Source organism: Pseudomonas sp. B19(2017), from assembly GCF_002113165.1.
GTDB lineage: Bacteria > Pseudomonadota > Gammaproteobacteria > Pseudomonadales > Pseudomonadaceae > Aquipseudomonas.
The window spans coordinates 1-16,375 of sequence record NZ_NEJR01000024.1 but is presented as its reverse complement, the minus strand read 5'-3'; the positions used below and the strand labels follow the sequence as shown (position 1 = coordinate 16,375).

The window sequence follows — 16,375 nt, the reverse complement described above, 5'->3', positions numbered from 1 at the left end:
CGAACACCCACCAAATCAATCGGCTAGACGCACGACCTGCGAAAACATCAAGCGAAGCGGCAAACCGCCATGGATCGACCATACTGACTCTTCATCGCCCACAGGAGAGTGCCATGTCGAAGTCGTCCAGGATGAAAGACCCCGAAGACCAGCAGGAAAAACTGGGCGGCAAGGCATACGAGAAGGAACTCAAGCGCCTGCATGTGGAGCTGGTAAAACTGCAGGAGTGGGTGGTGGCCAAGGGATTGAAGGTGTGCATTGTCTTCGAAGGCCGCGACGGCGCTGGCAAGGGCGGCACCATCAAGGCAATCACCGAGCGCGTCAGCCCGCGGGTATTCCGTGTGGTGGCGCTGCCGGCACCAACCGAGCGGGAAAAGACCCAGATGTACCTGCAGCGCTATGTCGGCCATCTGCCGGCCGCAGGTGAAGTGGTGATCTTCGATCGCAGCTGGTACAACCGTGCCGGGGTCGAACGGGTGATGGGCTTCTGCTCGAACGAACAGGCCGACCGGTTCCTGGCTGGCGTGCCGCTGTTCGAAAAGGTCATGGTCGAGTCGGGCATCATCCTTATCAAGTACTGGCTCGAGGTCAGCGCCGAAGAGCAAACCCGGCGCCTGCAGGACCGCATCAATGACGGCCGCAAGTTGTGGAAGCTATCGCCCATGGACCTCAAGTCCTACACACGCTGGGATGACTACACACAGGCCCGTGATGAGATGTTTGCCGCCTCGGATACCGCTTGGGCGCCCTGGTTCATGGCCCACTCCAACGACAAGCGGCGTGCCAGGTTGAACATTATCAGCCATCTGCTGACACGCATTCCCTACAAGGACATCACCCGGGAGCAGGCGGTGAAGCTGCCCAGACGCGGCAAGATCGGCAAGTACAAGGCCGTTCCCTACCCGTTCAAAGAGGTAGAACAGCGTTTCTGATCCCTCCCTGCGGGGAGCAGCGAGGGTGCAAACCTATGCCACATGACGGCAGCCTGCTACAGGCAACGGTGGTGTTTTTGCTGGCCGTGGTACTTCTGGTACCGCTGGCACAGCGTTTGAAAATGGGGGCGGTGCCCGGCTATCTGCTGGCGGGCATCTTGATAGGGCCATCGGTATTCGGCCTGCTGAACAACCCGGATAACGTGGCACGCCTGTCGGAGATGGGTGTGGTGATGCTGCTGTTCGTCATCGGCCTGGAGCTGTCGCCGCGGCGTTTGTGGTCCATGCGGCGTGCGTTGTTCGGCATCGGCTCGCTACAAGTGGGCCTGAGCGCTGTGGTGCTTGGCCTGCTGGCGTACTGGCTGTTCGACCAGTCGAAGCCGGCTGCCATCGTGCTGGGCCTGGGCCTTGCGTTATCGTCCACTGCGTTTGGCCTGCAGGTACTTGCCGAGCGCAAGGACCTGGGCAAGCCGCACGGCCGCCTGGCTGTGGCGATCCTGCTGTTCCAGGACATTGCCGCGATCCCGCTGATTGCCGTGGTGCCACTGCTCGGTGGTGATGTCAGTACAGCCGACGAAGGCGCGTGGCCGGTGCTGGCGGTGGTGGTTGGCATAGGTGTGCTGATCATCTTTGGCCGCTACTTGTTGAGCCCTGTCTTCAAATGGACAGTCGGTTCGGGCCTGCCCGAGCTGTCGACCGCTACCGCCTTGCTGGTGGTGCTGGGCACCGCCTGGGTGATGGAACATGTGGGCGTGTCGATGGCGCTGGGGGCGTTTCTGGCGGGCGTCCTGATGGCCGAGTCGCCTTTTCGCCAAGAACTGGAAACCCAGATCGAGCCTATCAAGGGTTTGCTGCTGGGGCTGTTCTTCGTGGGCGTGGGCATGAGTGCCGACCTGCGCCTGCTGTTCGGCATGCCATTGCTGGTGCTGGGGCTGACCCTGCTGCTGGTGGTTATCAAGCTACCGCTGCTGTATGGCCTGGGGCGCATGGCCGGTGGGCTCAACCAGGCCCAGGCGCTGTGCCTGGGCGTGGTGCTGGCGTCTGGCGGCGAGTTTGCCTTCGTGGTGTTCAAGCTGGCGCTGGACCATCAGGTGCTGGCGCAGCAGGTGCATGACCTGCTGGTGCTGGCCATCACCTTGTCGATGGCGGTGGTGCCGTTGGTAATGATGGCCCTGGCGCGCCGGTTGCGTGACGACAGCCCGGCCCAGGCAAGCCCTGAAGCGGGCCACTGAATCGCGTCACATGACGCACATGGCGTTCGGAGGTGAGGATGCAACCAAGTATCAAGCTGGACAGCAGCCTGTCGCGGGGCTTGCTCGATGTGCTCATCAAGGCCGGCCTGGTGGCAGCGCTGGTCATGTTCGCCTTCCAGACGTTCCAGCCGTTCCTGGAACTGATGCTGTGGTCGGTGATCCTGGCGGTGACCTTGTACCCGTTGTATTGCCGCGTCCAGCGCCGCACAGGGCTCAAGGACGGGCTTTCGGCGACGCTGGTCGTTCTACTGGTACTGGTCGTGCTGCTGGTGCCGATCTACCTGGTGGTAATGTCCATTGGCGAAACGGTGGACAGCCTGGTAACGCTGCTCAAGAGCGGGGCCTGGAGCGTGCCGGCACCTCCCGAGTCGGTGGCCGCCTGGCCGTTGATCGGGCCGAAGGTGCATGCGCTGTGGCTGGCCGCCTCGGAAAACATGGCTGGTGTACTGAACCAGTGGATGCCTCAACTCAAAGGCGCCGGGCGCACGGTGCTGGGCGCAGCAGCCAGCGCAGGGGGGGCATTTTTGCTGTTCATTGCGGCGATCATCGTCTCGGGCATCATCATGGCATTCGGTGACCGCGGCGAAATCGCGGCGCAGCGCATCGCCATGCGGGTGTCGGGCGAGGAGCGTGGCAAGCCACTGGCCAAGCTGTGCACCGCGACCATTCGCGCGGTGGCCCAGGGCGTGATCGGCATTGCCTTCATCCAGATGCTGCTGATCGGGGTCGGCTTCGTCATCAAAGGGGTGCCGGGGGCCGGGATGCTGGCCATCGTCATTCTCATGCTGGGTATTGCCCAGGCACCCGCCACGCTGATCACGGTGCCGGTGATCATTTACGTATTCAACGTCGAAGGCTTTACCGTGGCGACCATCATCTTCGCCATCTATACCTTCGTCGCCGGGCTTGCCGACAACGTGCTCAAACCGCTGCTGCTGGGGCGCGGGGTGGATGTGCCGATGCCGGTGGTGCTGATCGGGGCACTGGGCGGCATGGTGGTCAAAGGCATCATCGGCCTGTTCATCGGCCCGGTGATCCTTGGCGTCACCTACGTATTGTTCTGGCAGTGGGTGGCGCTGCAGGTGCCGGAAAACCCCGTCGAACCGACGGCGTGAGCCAAGGACTGCCATGCCCGGACGCTTTTGTGGTTGTGCACTGAGCCTGGCGGCCATGTTGGTAGGCTGTACCCAGGTGGGCCCGGATTTCCAGCCGCCGCAGGACCCGTGGCTGAGCACCTGGAACACCCCGCTGCTGGAGCAGGCCGGGCGGCAGGCCGCAGCGCCCGACCTGCGCCAGTGGTGGGCGGTGTTCGCCGACCCGGCCCTGGATGCCTTGATCGCTGAGGCTGATGCCAATAACAGCAACCTGCGCGTGGCCGGCTTGCGGATTGCCGAAGCCCGCGCCCAGTTGGCCATCGTGCAGACCGGGCGTTATCCACAGCTGCAGCAGCTGCGCGCCCAGAGCTTGTACCTGAAGCAGGACCAGTCCGGCACTGCCACCGCTCGCGACTCGGTGTTCTGGCAATCCAGCGCGGGCTTCGACATCGGCTGGGAAATCGACTTCTGGGGGCGCTTCAGCCGTGCGATCGAAAGCGCCGACGCCATCTACTTCGCCTCCCAGGCCAACTACGCCGATGCCATGCTGCTGTTGCGTGCGCAGGTGGCCGACACCTACTTTGCCCTGCGCACTGCCGAGGCGCGGCTGGATATCGCCGAAGAAAACGCCCGCCGTCAGGCGCGCAGCCTGGAGATAACCGAGCGGCTGTTCCGTCATGGCGAAAACGACGAACTCGACTGGCAACAGGCGCGCACCCAGTACCTGGCTACCCAGGCCACCATCCCCGAGTTCCAGAACCAGCTCAATGCCCTGCGCAACGTGCTGTGTTCGCTGCTCGGCCGCGCGCCCGGGCCGCTGCCACAGCTGGATGCCGGCCACGGCCAGCTGCCGTTGCCGGACCGTGCCGTTTTGCAGGACGTACCCGCCAGCCTGCTGCAGCGCCGCCCGGACATCCGTGCCGCCGAGCAGGCGGTGGCGGCGCAGTCGGCGCTGGTCGGGGTGGCCGAGGCCGACCTTTATCCACAGCTGAGCCTGCTGGGCAGCATCGGTTGGAGCTTCGTCACGGCCAATCACCTGCCCGATACCTTCGACATCGCCGCCGGGCCCAGCCTGATCTGGAACCCGTTCGACTACGGCCGGCGCAAGAACGCCGTACGCGTGGAAGACGCCCGCTTGCAGCAACTGATCGAGCTGTATCACCAGGATGTGCGCGAAGCCGCCCGCGAGGCCGACGATGCCGCCAGCGGGCTGGTGCGTTCGCTGCAGAGTGCAAGCATTCGCGACCAGGCCTCGCAGGCCGCGCAGCGCTCGCTGAACCTGGCCAGCTCGCAGTACCGCGAAGGCTTTGCCGACTTCCAGCGCGTGCTCGACGCACAGCAACTGCTGCTGCAGCAACAGGACGGCTACCTGGTCAGCCGCGGCAATGCCGTGAGCAGCCTGGTGACGCTGTACAAGGCCCTGGGTGGCGGCTGGGACGCCAGCCGTGCACCGATCGACCCGGCCACGCGCCAGCAGATGCAGCAACGCACCGACTGGGGCGAACTGCTCGATGAACCAGGCCCCAGCGCACATGCACAAGGTGAAACGAAATGAGCGACGCCACGCCAACGCCACCCCCGGCAGCCCCCGATCGCGGCATGCGCTGGGTGCTGCTGCTGATCGCCATGAGCTTGCTGTGGTACCTGCTGGCCGACCGCTTCACCCCCTATACCCAGCAGGCCCGCCTGCAGGCCTACGTGGTACCGGTGAGTGCCGAGGTGGCCGGGCAGGTGAAGCGTGTGGCGGTAGGCAACAATCAGGAAGTGCGCAAGGGCGATGTGTTGTTCGAACTGGACCAGGAGCAGTACCGCATCGCCCTGGCCCGTGCCGAAGCCGACCTGGACACGGTACGCCGGCAGATCGGCGCTCACACCGCTGGCATCGACTCGGCCCAGGCGGCGCTGGTGGCGGCCCAGGCCAACGAGCGCAAGGCGCGGCAGGATGCCGAGCGGCTCAAGCGCCTGATCGATGAAGACCCCGGCACGGTGTCGGTACGCCGCCTGGAGGGCGCTCAGGCCACCCGCGACCAGGCCATCAGCCAGGTGGCGGCAGCCCGTGCCGAAGTGGAACGGGCCCGTGAGCAGCAGGGCGGGGCGCAGGACGACAACGCCCAGCTGCGCAGCGCGGCGGCCAATGTGGAAAAGGCCCGACTGGACCTGGCGCGCACGGTGGTACGCGCCGATGCAAACGGGTTGATCACCGACCTGCGCACCGACGTTGGCCACTATGTCGGTGCTGGCAGCCCGATGATGACCCTGATCGCCATCCATGACGTGTGGATAAGTGCCGACATGACCGAGAACAACCTCGGCCGGCTGCGCCCTGAAACCCCGGTACTGGTGGTGCTCGATGCGCTGCCCGGCACGGTGCTGAAGGGGCGTATTCGCAGCATCGGCTATGGCGTGAGCGTGGGCCAGAGTAATCCGCCGGGTACATTGCCGACCGTGCAGAACAGCCGCGAGTGGTTGCGTTCGGCGCAACGCTTCCCGGTGATCGTCGAACTGGAACGTGACCAGTTGCAGGACAAGAGCGGTTTGCGAGTTGGTGGCCAGGCCGAAGTCATGGCCCTGCCAAGCGAGGGTAACCCATTGAACCTGCTGGGCCGGCTGTTCATGTGGCTGATGAGCTGGCTGTCATATGCCTATTGAGCTGCGCCGCCTGCGCGCCCTGCGCCTGGCCTGGGGTGTGGCGTTGTGTCTGGCGGTGAGTTTCGGCATCGGCCTGCCGGTGCCGATCCTGGCGCCGGTGTTCGCTGTGCTGTTGCTGGCCATGCGCAGCCAGCCCTTGCCCCTGCGTGCGGCACCGGCCCTGGCGGTACTGGTGCTGCTTGCGTGTGGCACCGGGCTGCTGCTGATTCCGCTGCTGCGGCATGCCCCGGTGAGCGGGGTGTTGCTAGTAGGCGTAGGGGTGTTCCTGACCTTGCGTTACGCGCTGAAGGGCGGCAACGGCCTGCTGGCCAATTTGCTGGTCATCGGCCTGACCATGATCGCTGCCGCGGGCACCAGCGACTTCACCCTGGCGCTATCGGTGGTCGAAGCGTTGGCCAAAGGCATGCTGCTGGCGGTGCTGGGCACGGCGGCGGCGCATGTGCTGTTTCCCGAGCCGGCCGATGCGCCAACGCAGCCGGCGCCGCCTTTGCTCGACAGTGACCAGGTGAGCTGGGTGGCTCTGCGTGCCACGCTGATCGTGATGCCGGCGTTTTTGCTGGCGTTGATCGCCCCCGACCAGTACATGCCGCTGATCATGAAGGCCGTGAGTCTGGGGCAGCAGGCCGGCGAGACCCGCGCGCGGCATGCCAGCCGAGAGTTGATCGGCTCGACCTTGCTGGCCGGGTTGCTGGCGATATTGATGTGGGGCGCGTTGAGCCTGTTCGTGCACCTGTGGATGTTTTTCCTGTGGGTGCTGCTGTTTGTTCTTTGGCAGGGGCGCAGGCTTTACCGTGCCGTTGATACCAGGCAAAGCCCGGCATACTGGGTGAGTTGCCTGACGACCATGCTGATCTTGCTGGGGCAGTCGGTGCAGGACAGCGCGGGCGGGCAGGATGTGTACCGTGCCTTTGCCGTGCGCATGGCGCTGTTTCTGGCGGTGTCGGTGTATGCCAGTGGCATGCTCATATGGATTGATCGGCGGCGGGTTCGGAGTGCTTAGTTCTCCTGTACTGGCCTCTTCGCGGGCGCGCCCGCTCCCACAGAGATGTGTGTGGTCCCTGTGGGAGCGGGCATGCCCGCGAAGAGGCCGGCCCAGTAAAACCTAAGGCTTCCAGTCAATCCCGCTGTCTTCCAGGTAGGCATCCACCGCAGCACCCACAGTGGGGTGAAATGCCTTCGCCCCCATATGCTCGAACAACTCGAACTGCCGCATCTTGTCCTTCACCGGGTCCTTCATCTCGGCAAACTGCAACTCCACCCCCCGCGCCTCCAGCGCCCGGTCCAGCTCGGCCAGCATGTCCGCCGAGGTGATATCGATGCTGGTCACCGGCTCTGCCGCAATTACCAGCCGTTGTACCGGCGTAGGCGATGCATCCACCGCCGCCATCACCGTGCTCTGGAACTGCTCGGCATTGGCAAAGAACAATGGCGCGTCCCAACGCAGCAACACCAGCCCCGGAATACGCCGGGCCTGTGGATAACGTTGCACATCATGGTAACCGCGCGTGCCATCTACCCGGCCTAGCACCGCATGATGCGGCCGCCAGCCGTCCCACAGGAATTCGATCACCGATATCGCCACGGCAATGCAGATGCCGGGAATCGCCCCGAATACCGCTACGCCGACGAAGCAGGTGAACGAAAGCCAGAATTCCCATTGCTGCATGCGGAAGATGCGTTTGAGGTCGGCAAACTCGAACAGGCCCAACGCTGCGGCAATCACCACCGCCGCCAGGGCACTGTTGGGCAGGTGTTGCATCAGGTTGGGCGCCACCAGCAGCAACAGGGTTACCGCCAGCGCACCAATGATACCGGTAAGCTGGGTTTTCGAACCCGCCGCCTCGGCCACCGGGGTACGCGACGAGCTGCTGCTGATCGGGATGCCCTGGAACAGCCCCGAGGCCAGGTTGGCAACGCCCAGGCCGAACATTTCCTGGTTCGGATTGACCGGCATTTTCATGCGCGCGGCATAGGAGCGCGAGAGCACGCTGGTATCGGCGAACGACACCAGCGCCACGGCGATCCCGCCCAGTACCACTTCGACCAGGTCGATGTCGCTGACCCAGGGGAAGACGAAGCTGGGCAGCCCTTGGGGCAATTGCCCGAGTACCTTGACGCCCATCTGGTCGAGGTTGAACAAGCTCACGGCAAGCGTTGCCAGTACCACGGCGATCAGAATGCCCGGGATGCGCTTGAACGGTTTGAGCAGCAGGATCAGCACCAGGCTGCCGGCGCCGACGATGAAGCTTGGCCAGTGCCCCTGGCCGGCCAACAGCGCCTGGCCCAGGTGCCAGATGTCGCGTAAGGGCCCTTCGCTGTCGACCTTGATGCCGAACAGTTTGGGCAGCTGGCTGATCAGCACCGTGAGGGCGATGCCGTTCATGTAGCCATAGCGGATCGGCTTGGACAGCAGTTCGGTGATGAAGCCCAGGCGCAACAACCCAGCGATCACGCAGAACGCCCCGGCAACCAGGGCCATCATGCTGGCGATTGCGATTGCCCGTTGCGGGTCGCTGGCGGCGTACTGCACCACCACCGCAAGGATCGGCGCGGCCAGTGCCGAATCCGGGCCCAGTACCAGAATGCGGCTGGGCCCGAACAGGGCGTAGGCCAACAACGGGATAATGGTGGCATACAGGCCGTAGATGCCCGGTACGCCGGAGGCCTCGGCGTAGGCGATGCCCACGGGTACCAGCATGGTGGTGAGCACCAGGCCGGCGGCGATGTCTTTGGGTAGCCAGGCGGGTTGGTAGTGGAGCAGGGTGACCAGCCCGGGTAACCAGCGTTGCCAGTCGAGGCGGGTTTTTTCGGGCATGGGGCATGCGTCCATGGGAGGGGGCTGAATCACAGCTTAGATGCTGAATTCCGGGGCCGCTTTGCGGCCCTGTCGCGACACAAGGCCGCTTCTGCAGGTTTGATGCGAGGTCCAGAAAATGCGCGGTACCTGTGGGAGCGGGCATGCCCGCGAACACCGGCGCAGCCGGTGCCATGCACCGCGTTGGATTCTTCGCGGCTAAAGCCGCTCCCACAGGGTGCTCGCGCCGCTCGCCAAAAGCCAGAAAAAACAAAACCCCTTGAGGCGTTTGCCTCAAGGGGTTCGTGGGTACTGCAGGCTGGCGCTTAGACGTTGAAGCGGAAGTGCATCACGTCACCGTCCTTGACGATGTAGTCCTTGCCTTCCAGGCGCCATTTACCGGCTTCCTTGGCACCGCTCTCACCCTTGAACTGGATGAAGTCGTCATAGGCCACCACTTCAGCGCGGATGAAGCCTTTTTCGAAGTCAGTGTGGATCACGCCGGCAGCCTGCGGAGCGGTGGCACCGACGCGTACGGTCCAGGCGCGTACTTCCTGTACGCCGGCAGTGAAGTAGGTCTGCAGGTTCAGCAGCTCGTAACCGGCACGGATAACGCGGTTCAGGCCAGGCTCTTCCAGGCCCAGGGCCTCGAGGAACATGTCCTTCTCTTCACCGTCTTCCAGTTCGGCGATTTCCGCTTCGATCTTGTTGCACACTGGCACCACTACCGCGCCTTCTTCCTCGGCAATGGCCTTGACCACGTCCAGGTGCGGGTTGTTGTCGAAGCCATCTTCGGCGACGTTGGCAATGTACATCACCGGCTTGCTGGTCAGCAGGTGGAAGCCGCGAATGACCGCCTTGTCTTCGGCGCTCATGTTCTTCATCAGGCTGCGCGCAGGCTTGCCTTCGGTGAAGTGCGGGATCAGCTGTTCAAGGATCGCCTTCTGCGCCAGGGCTTCCTTGTCGCCGCCCTTGGCGTTGCGGGCAACCTTCTGCAGTTGCTTCTCGCAGCTGTCGAGGTCGGCGAAGATCAGCTCGAGGTCGATGATCTCGATGTCGCGCTTGGGGTCGACGCTGTTGGAAACGTGGATCACGTTCTCGTCTTCGAAGCAGCGCACCACGTGAGCAATGGCGTCGGTCTCGCGGATGTTGGCGAGGAACTTGTTGCCCAGGCCTTCGCCTTTCGAGGCACCAGCCACCAGGCCGGCGATGTCGACGAACTCCATGGTGGTCGGCAGGATGCGGTTTGGCTTGACGATTTCAGCCAGTGCATTCAAGCGCGCATCGGGCATCGGCACGATGCCGCTGTTAGGCTCGATGGTGCAGAAGGGGAAGTTCTCCGCCGCGATGCCAGACTTGGTCAGGGCGTTGAACAGGGTGGACTTGCCGACGTTGGGCAGGCCGACGATGCCGCAATTGAAACCCATGGGTATTCCCCTCTCTAAAGGAAATCAGGCCTTCTGGCTGTGCAGCTCGCGCATCGCCTTGGCGAAGTCGCCGGCAAGCACGTCCGGCAGCACGCCGAGGGCAAAATCGATGCTGGCGTCGAGCTTCTCCTGCTCGGCGCGCGGCGCGCGGCCCAGGACGAAGTTGGAGACCAGTTTGGCGTCGCCCGGGTGGCCGATGCCAAGCCGCAGGCGGTGGAAGTCGTTCTGGTTGCCGAGCTGCGCGATGATGTCGCGCAGGCCGTTGTGCCCACCATGGCCACCGCCGCGCTTGAGCTTGGCGACGCCCGGGGGCAGGTCGAGTTCGTCATGCGCCACCAGGATCGCTTCCGGCTTGATGCGGAAGAAATTGGCCAAGGCCGCCACGGACTGGCCGCTGCGGTTCATGTAGGTGGTGGGGATGAGCAGACGAACGTCGTTGCCCTGATGGCTGAATTTAGCCGTCAGGCCGAAATACTTGCGGTCAGCGGTCAACGAGACGCGCTGGGCGCTGGCAATGCGTTCAACGAAAAGAGCCCCTGCGTTATGCCGGGTCTGTTCGTATTCGGGGCCGGGGTTACCCAGGCCGACGATCAACTGGATGGCGGTCACGTCAGGGGCTCTTCCTTGGAGTTGGTGGGTTACAGGGCGCGCGGCACTGTAACCCGATCAACGCCGGCGCGCGAGTGGATTACTCGGCAGCGCCTTCTGCTTCTGGAGCAACGCGTGGAGCGTGAACGTTGGCAACAGCTTTGTCATCACCGTGGGCCAGAGCTACGAACTCTACGCCTTTCGGAGCTTTCAGGTCCGACAGGTGGATGATGGTGCCGATTTCAGCGTTGGCCAGGTCGACTTCGATGAACTCAGGCAGGTCTTTGGCTTCGCAGGAAACTTCGATCTCGGCTTCTACGTGGGAGATCTCGCCGCCTTTCTTGACCGGGGCTTCTTCGTTGATGAAGTGAACCGGTACCTTGGCGGTCAGTTTCTGGCCAGCAACGACGCGAACGAAGTCGGCGTGCATGATGAAGCCTTTGGCCGGGTGGCGCTGCAGGGCCTTGACCACTACGTTTTGCTTGGCGCCGTCGACGTTCAGTTCCAGAACGTGGCTGAAGGCAGCCTCGTTTTCGAACAGCTTGGTGATTTCCTTGGCCAGGATGGTCAGGGACTGGGCGTCCTGGTTACCACCGTAGACAACGGCTGGGATGTTCGCGGAGTGACGCAGGCGGCGGCTCGCACCTTTCCCCAGGTCAGTACGCGCTTGGGCGTTCAGAGTGAATTCGGTCATTTTGTTTCTCCAAAGTAGCCCCCCGAGGGCGTTTGCGACCAGCGCCAACGGGGATGGCAAAAAAGCCCCGCCCCAACAACCAGTGTTGGGGCGGGGCGCTTTTCGTCAGCGTGTGTTCCCCTTAGCGGAACATCGCGCTGATCGATTCTTCGTTGCTGATGCGGCGCACCGCTTCAGCGACAACCGGTGCGATATCCAGCTGGCGGATACGGTCACAGGCTTGAGCAGCGGCGGACAGCGGAACGGTGTTGGTCACCACCAGCTCGTCCAGTACCGACTTCTCGATGTTCTCGATCGCGCGGCCCGACAGGACAGGGTGCGTGCAGTAGGCGTAAACCTTGGCAGCGCCGTGTTCTTTCAGGGCTTTGGCCGCGTGGCACAGGGTGCCGGCGGTGTCGACCATGTCGTCTACCAGGATGCAGGTGCGCCCTTCGACGTCGCCGATGATGTGCATGACCTCGGAGTGGTTAGCCTTCTCACGGCGTTTATCGATGATACCCAGGTCGACGCCCAGGGACTTGGCGACGGCGCGTGCGCGCACGACACCACCGATGTCCGGGGAGACGATCATCAGGTTCTCGAAACGCTGGTCTTCGATATCGTCGACCAGTACGGGCGAGCCGTAGATGTTGTCGACCGGGATATCGAAGAAACCCTGGATCTGGTCAGCGTGCAGGTCGACGGTGAGTACACGGTCGATACCTACGACAGTGAGCATGTCAGCGACGACTTTGGCGCTGATGGCTACACGTGCCGAACGCGGACGGCGGTCCTGGCGGGCGTATCCGAAGTAAGGAATCACGGCGGTGATTCGGGATGCTGAGGAGCGGCGGAAGGCGTCGGCCATCACTACCAGTTCCATCAGGTTATCGTTGGTCGGGGCGCAGGTCGGCTGAATAATGAAGACGTCTTTACCGCGGACATTCTCATTGATCTCAGTGCTGATCTCGCCGTCGGAGAATTTACCGACAGAGACGTCACCGAGAGGGATATGCAGCTGACGTACGACACGCCGAGCCAGATCGGGGTTGGCATTCCCCGTAAAGACCATCATCTTGGACACGCGCAGTACCTGAAGGCTGAGGGTAACCTGGATGAGTATAAGGAAAATGGCAGGGGCGGCTGGATTCGAACCAACGCATGGCAGGATCAAAACCTGCTGCCTTACCGCTTGGCGACGCCCCTGTATCTGTTGCTGCGAACGCTTATGCGCTCGACTTCTTGACCAGACTTTGCAGCTTGCGATGCAACATCGAAACGTTGCTTCCTTTCGCCACAAACCCTGTTTGGGTCGCTGAAAGAAGGGCCAGAACTTTATCAGCTTCGGCTTTGCTTGGGAAGGCCCCAAACACACAACTTCCAGTACCGGTCAGTCGAGCCTCAGTGAATTTACCCAGTGAATTCAACGCATTGCGAACTTCCGGGTAACTCTGCTCTACCACCGGTTGGCAGTCATTTCGACTGTTTCCCTCGGGAACGGGGCGCATCTTAAGGGGGAGTGAATCACGTGTCAACTGCGGATGTGAAAAAATTTCTACTGTGCTGACAGACACTTGCGGCACCAGCACGACATACCACGGCTCTTCCGGGTCGACCGGGGTCAGTTGTTCACCCACGCCCTGGGCGAATGCCGCGTGGCCGCGCACGAATACCGGTACATCGGCGCCCAGGCTCAGGCCCAGTGCGGCCAGGCGGTCTTCATCCCAGTCCAGTTGCCACAGGTGGGCGAGGGCCAACAGGGTAGTGGCGGCATCCGAGCTGCCGCCGCCGATGCCGCCGCCCATGGGCAGCACCTTGCTCAGCCAGATATCGGCGCCCAGCGTCGTGCCGGATTGCTCCTGCAGCTTGCGCGCGGCACGCACGATCAGGTTGCTGTCGTGCGGCACCGCTTCGATCTCGGTATGCAGGCGGATCACGCCGTCGTCACGCACGGCGAAGCTCAGTTCGTCGCCGTGGTCGAGAAACTGGAACACGGTTTCCAGCTCGTGATAGCCGTCCGCGCGGCGGCCGATGATGTGCAGCCACAGGTTGAGCTTGGCCGGGGCGGGCAGGGTGAGAGTTTGCATGTATCAGTGCCCCAGCTGGCGCGGCTGCCAGTCCTTGACCACCAGGGTCACATCGAGGTCCTTGCCGTGCAGCTTGAGGCGCTCGGGCAACCAGTAACCGTTCTGTTCCGTGTAGCTCAGGTACTGCACCTGCCAGCCATCCTGGTCGAGGCTGGCCAGGCGGCTGTCGCCGTCCAGGGTCAGCTTGCTCTTGCTGTCGGGGGCGGGCAGGCCGCGTACCCACCAGACCAGGTGCGAGACCGGCAACTGCCAGCCCAGTTGTTCTTCCAGCAGGGCTTCTGGGCTGGGGGCCTCGTAGCGGCCCTGGTTGGCCACTTCCAGTACCACGCTGCCGGGGCGCCCGGTCAGGCGTGCGGCACCACGGCCCAGCGGGCCGGCCAGGCGGATGTCGTAGTAGTCCTGTCGTTGCAGCCAGAACAGCGTGCCGCTGCCGGAGTCGCGGGGGGCACGGATGCCGACCTTGCCGTTGATTTGCCAGCCGTCGAGGCTGCTCAGCTGCTCTTTATGGGCGCGCCACTGCTGCGGGTCGCCGTGGCCCTGCAGGGCCTCGCGGCTACCGAAGCCGGCACAGCCGGCCAGCAGGGCGATCAGGGTGAAGGTAATGCAATGGCGCAGGAACATGGCGTTAGAGGGTCTCGGATCCGGTCAGGCGCAGGAGGGTCTTGCGCAGGATGGGGCTGTCGGCCTGGGCTTCGAAGCCCTTGGCCCAGACCTGGCGGGCTTCGCGGCGCTTGCCGTTGGTCCACAGCACTTCGCCCAGGTGGGCGGCCACTTCGTGGTCGGGGAAGCTGGCAAAAGCCTTGCGCAGGTAGGTTTCAGCCTCGTCGAGGTTACCCAGGCGGTAATTGACCCAGCCCAGGCTGTCGAGTACCGCCGGATCGTCCGGGGTCAGCTGGTGGGCCTTGTCGATCAGCGCCTTGGCTTCGCTGTAGCGGGTGGTGCGGTCGGCCAGGGTGTAGCCGAGGGCGTTCAGGGCCATGGCGTTTTCCGGCTCGCGGGTGATGATGGCACGCAGGTCTTTTTCCATCTGTGCCAGGTCGTCACGCTTTTCGGCCAGCATCGCGCGGGTGTACAGCAGGTTGAGGTCGTCCGGGTAGCGCTGGATGGCTTGTTGCAGCACCTGGCTGGCCTGGGCGTCCTTGTTGTTGTTGCTGTAGCTTTCCGATTCGATCAGGAACAGCTGGATGGCGTAGTCCGGCTGGGCTTCGCGGGCGTCGGCGAGCAGGCGCGAGGCTTCGGTACCACGGCCGTTGGCGATCAGGATGTCGGCCTGGCGCAGTTGCGCCGGCAGGTAGTCGGGGCCTGGTCCGACCAGGGCGTATTCACGCAGGGCGCCTGCAGGGTCGTGGCGCTCCTCGCGGATGCGGCCCAGGTTCAGGTGTGCGGCGTCTACGTTGCTGTCGCGTTCGATCAGTTCCTGCAGGTAGCCCTCGGCTTCATCCCAGTCCTTGTTTTCCAGGCACACCAGGGCCAGCGAATAGCGCAGCTCGTCATCCTCGGGGTATTGCTGTACCAGGCTGAGGAACTCGCCCTTGGCGTCGGCGATGCGGTCCTGTTCGACCAGGGTGCGGGCGTAGGTCAGGCGCAAGCGTTTGTCGTCGGGGTTGTCGCGAATCGCCCCGCGCAGCAATGGCAGGGCCTCCGGGCCACGGTCCAGGGCTTGCAGCAGGCGCGCGCGCAGCAGGATCGGGGCGATTTCGCCGTTTTGCGGCGGGTGCGACTCGAGCAGCTCCAAGGCTTCTTCGGCCTTGCCGTCCTGGTTCAGCAGCAGGGCCTTGCCGAACACCAGCTGGCTGTTGTTCGGGTATTTCACCAGCAGGCGCTCGAAGCTTTGCAGCAGGCCGTCACGGGTGCTCTGGTCGGTTTCGGCGGCGGACAGGGCGAGGAAATCGAAATGGGTGTCGCCCTGGCCCTGCAGGACCTTTTCCATGTACGCCATGGAGTCGTCATAGCGGCCAGCCCGGGCCAGCTGGATGGCTGCGGCGCGCTGGGCGTCGAGGTTCTGCGGGTCGTTGCGGGCCCAGACCAGCGCGTTGTCCAGTGCCGGTTCGTCGGCACCGAGGTATTCGGCAATGCGGTAGGCGCGCTCGGAAACCCCTGGGTCTTGGGTTTTCGCGGCCTGGTCGGTGTAGTTGGCCAGGGCGATGTCGAAACGGTTGCGCTGGCCGGCCAGCTCCGCCACCAGCAGGCTATAGAGCGTGTCCTGCTTGAACGAGCCATACACCACGGGCTTTTCCGCCTCGCTCTTGCCGGCCTCGGCGACGGGAGGCTCGGCCTTTTGCGGGACCAGGCTCTGGCAGCCCTGGAGCAGGGCGAAGGCAAGCAGCAATGCGTATGGTTTGTTCATAAGGAGGCTTAAAAAGGACTCACCGGCGGTCGGAGCATGATGACACAAGCGCGGGGGCAAACCCACCTGCGAAGGTATGAAGCTGCGCTTCGGTCATGCAGACCGCGCTGCGCGCGCGTGGTTCGTCGCAGAGCCTGCCGCGGCGCCCCGAACACAGGATTCTTGCTCTTGCTCTTGCTCTTGCTTCTAAGCGCGCGATAGTTCAGGCGCCGCAGATTGCGACTTCAGGAGGCCGAGCGAAGGGACTGCGGAGGGAGGTGACGGGCATGGATGCCCGTCAAGCGCTGAGGCCCCATGGATGGGGCCTGCAGCGCGTACTCCCGGGAGCAGGCCCGTAGCGAGGGGACCCCGGAGCGAAGCGCAGGGGCCGGATGATGGGAGCGGACGGTTTTTGTGGGCCTGCCCCGTGACAACGGACGCCAAGAAGCGATACTTACATCGCTATCTTGGAGGTTGCCATGTACCCAACCACTCGCCGCAACTACACCGATGAGTTCAAGATTCAGGCCGTTGCGCTCGCCGAAACGCTCG

The 16,375-nt window shown here is 63.6% G+C and carries 14 protein-coding genes and 1 tRNA gene; 6 read left to right on the top strand and 9 right to left on the bottom strand.

Annotated elements, in window-relative coordinates:
- The first annotated feature begins 113 nt into the window (after nucleotides 1-113).
- From ppk2 to CAF70_RS23855, 6 genes are read left to right on the top strand one after another with little or no spacing between them, the layout of a single operon-like run.
- On the top strand, nucleotides 114-932 hold the full coding sequence (ppk2, locus tag CAF70_RS23880) for a polyphosphate kinase 2 (protein ID WP_085626920.1): 819 nt from the start codon (nucleotides 114-116) through the stop codon (nucleotides 930-932).
- 35 nt (nucleotides 933-967) lie between these two features.
- The gene (locus tag CAF70_RS23875) at nucleotides 968-2,164 is read left to right on the top strand and encodes a monovalent cation:proton antiporter-2 (CPA2) family protein (RefSeq protein ID WP_085626918.1); all 1,197 of its coding nucleotides are present in this window, start codon (nucleotides 968-970) and stop codon (nucleotides 2,162-2,164) included.
- A gap of 38 nt (nucleotides 2,165-2,202) precedes the next feature.
- Nucleotides 2,203-3,300, top strand: a complete 1,098-nt coding sequence (locus tag CAF70_RS23870; protein ID WP_085626916.1) for an AI-2E family transporter — start codon at nucleotides 2,203-2,205, stop codon at nucleotides 3,298-3,300.
- 13 nt (nucleotides 3,301-3,313) lie between these two features.
- On the top strand, nucleotides 3,314-4,834 hold the full coding sequence (locus CAF70_RS23865) for an efflux transporter outer membrane subunit (protein WP_085626914.1): 1,521 nt from the start codon (nucleotides 3,314-3,316) through the stop codon (nucleotides 4,832-4,834).
- The gene (locus CAF70_RS23860) at nucleotides 4,831-5,928 is read left to right on the top strand and encodes an HlyD family secretion protein (RefSeq protein WP_085626912.1); all 1,098 of its coding nucleotides are present in this window, start codon (nucleotides 4,831-4,833) and stop codon (nucleotides 5,926-5,928) included. The genes CAF70_RS23865 and CAF70_RS23860 overlap by 4 nt, the downstream gene beginning before the upstream one ends.
- Nucleotides 5,918-6,928 carry a DUF2955 domain-containing protein gene (locus tag CAF70_RS23855; RefSeq protein WP_085626909.1) on the top strand — a complete coding sequence of 337 codons (1,011 nt, stop codon included), beginning with the start codon at nucleotides 5,918-5,920 and terminating at the stop codon, nucleotides 6,926-6,928. Before CAF70_RS23860 ends, CAF70_RS23855 begins: the two co-directional genes overlap by 11 nt.
- Nucleotides 6,929-7,030: 102 nt before the next feature.
- On the opposite strand, the gene CAF70_RS23850 is transcribed toward CAF70_RS23855, so the two are convergent.
- From CAF70_RS23850 to CAF70_RS23810, 9 genes are all read right to left on the bottom strand, one after another.
- On the bottom strand, nucleotides 7,031-8,743 hold the full coding sequence (locus tag CAF70_RS23850) for a SulP family inorganic anion transporter (RefSeq protein WP_085626907.1): 1,713 nt from the start codon (nucleotides 8,741-8,743) through the stop codon (nucleotides 7,031-7,033).
- A gap of 305 nt (nucleotides 8,744-9,048) precedes the next feature.
- Nucleotides 9,049-10,149, bottom strand: coding sequence for a redox-regulated ATPase YchF (ychF, locus tag CAF70_RS23845; protein ID WP_013970895.1), 1,101 nt, complete (start codon nucleotides 10,147-10,149; stop codon nucleotides 9,049-9,051).
- A gap of 24 nt (nucleotides 10,150-10,173) precedes the next feature.
- Nucleotides 10,174-10,758 carry an aminoacyl-tRNA hydrolase gene (pth, locus tag CAF70_RS23840; protein ID WP_008099045.1) on the bottom strand — a complete coding sequence of 195 codons (585 nt, stop codon included), beginning with the start codon at nucleotides 10,756-10,758 and terminating at the stop codon, nucleotides 10,174-10,176.
- A 79-nt stretch (nucleotides 10,759-10,837) separates the two neighbouring features.
- Nucleotides 10,838-11,431, bottom strand: a complete 594-nt coding sequence (locus CAF70_RS23835; protein ID WP_013970896.1) for a 50S ribosomal protein L25/general stress protein Ctc — start codon at nucleotides 11,429-11,431, stop codon at nucleotides 10,838-10,840.
- 121 nt (nucleotides 11,432-11,552) lie between these two features.
- Nucleotides 11,553-12,494, bottom strand: coding sequence for a ribose-phosphate pyrophosphokinase (locus tag CAF70_RS23830; protein WP_003247410.1), 942 nt, complete (start codon nucleotides 12,492-12,494; stop codon nucleotides 11,553-11,555).
- A gap of 47 nt (nucleotides 12,495-12,541) precedes the next feature.
- Nucleotides 12,542-12,616 (bottom strand) — tRNA-Gln (locus CAF70_RS23825).
- A 20-nt stretch (nucleotides 12,617-12,636) separates the two neighbouring features.
- Complete coding sequence (gene ispE / locus CAF70_RS23820) at nucleotides 12,637-13,497, bottom strand: 4-(cytidine 5'-diphospho)-2-C-methyl-D-erythritol kinase (protein WP_025337680.1); 861 nt, start codon at nucleotides 13,495-13,497, stop codon at nucleotides 12,637-12,639.
- A gap of 3 nt (nucleotides 13,498-13,500) precedes the next feature.
- Complete coding sequence (gene lolB / locus CAF70_RS23815) at nucleotides 13,501-14,118, bottom strand: lipoprotein insertase outer membrane protein LolB (RefSeq protein ID WP_085626905.1); 618 nt, start codon at nucleotides 14,116-14,118, stop codon at nucleotides 13,501-13,503.
- Between the two features lie 4 nt (nucleotides 14,119-14,122).
- Nucleotides 14,123-15,844: a tetratricopeptide repeat protein gene (locus CAF70_RS23810; protein ID WP_085626903.1), complete on the bottom strand. Its 1,722-nt coding sequence runs from the start codon at nucleotides 15,842-15,844 to the stop codon at nucleotides 14,123-14,125.
- Nucleotides 15,845-16,375 lie beyond the last annotated feature (531 nt).

Coding starts and splice junctions, on each gene's coding strand:
- ppk2 (WP_085626920.1), top strand. CDS start 114: ATGTCGAAGTCGTCCAGGATGAAAGACCCCGAAGACCAGCAGGAAAAA.
- CAF70_RS23875 (WP_085626918.1), top strand. CDS start 968: ATGCCACATGACGGCAGCCTGCTACAGGCAACGGTGGTGTTTTTGCTG.
- CAF70_RS23870 (WP_085626916.1), top strand. CDS start 2,203: ATGCAACCAAGTATCAAGCTGGACAGCAGCCTGTCGCGGGGCTTGCTC.
- CAF70_RS23865 (WP_085626914.1), top strand. CDS start 3,314: ATGCCCGGACGCTTTTGTGGTTGTGCACTGAGCCTGGCGGCCATGTTG.
- CAF70_RS23860 (WP_085626912.1), top strand. CDS start 4,831: ATGAGCGACGCCACGCCAACGCCACCCCCGGCAGCCCCCGATCGCGGC.
- CAF70_RS23855 (WP_085626909.1), top strand. CDS start 5,918: ATGCCTATTGAGCTGCGCCGCCTGCGCGCCCTGCGCCTGGCCTGGGGT.
- CAF70_RS23850 (WP_085626907.1), bottom strand. CDS start 8,743: ATGCCCGAAAAAACCCGCCTCGACTGGCAACGCTGGTTACCCGGGCTG.
- ychF (WP_013970895.1), bottom strand. CDS start 10,149: ATGGGTTTCAATTGCGGCATCGTCGGCCTGCCCAACGTCGGCAAGTCC.
- CAF70_RS23835 (WP_013970896.1), bottom strand. CDS start 11,431: ATGACCGAATTCACTCTGAACGCCCAAGCGCGTACTGACCTGGGGAAA.
- ispE (WP_025337680.1), bottom strand. CDS start 13,497: ATGCAAACTCTCACCCTGCCCGCCCCGGCCAAGCTCAACCTGTGGCTG.
- lolB (WP_085626905.1), bottom strand. CDS start 14,118: ATGTTCCTGCGCCATTGCATTACCTTCACCCTGATCGCCCTGCTGGCC.
- CAF70_RS23810 (WP_085626903.1), bottom strand. CDS start 15,844: ATGAACAAACCATACGCATTGCTGCTTGCCTTCGCCCTGCTCCAGGGC.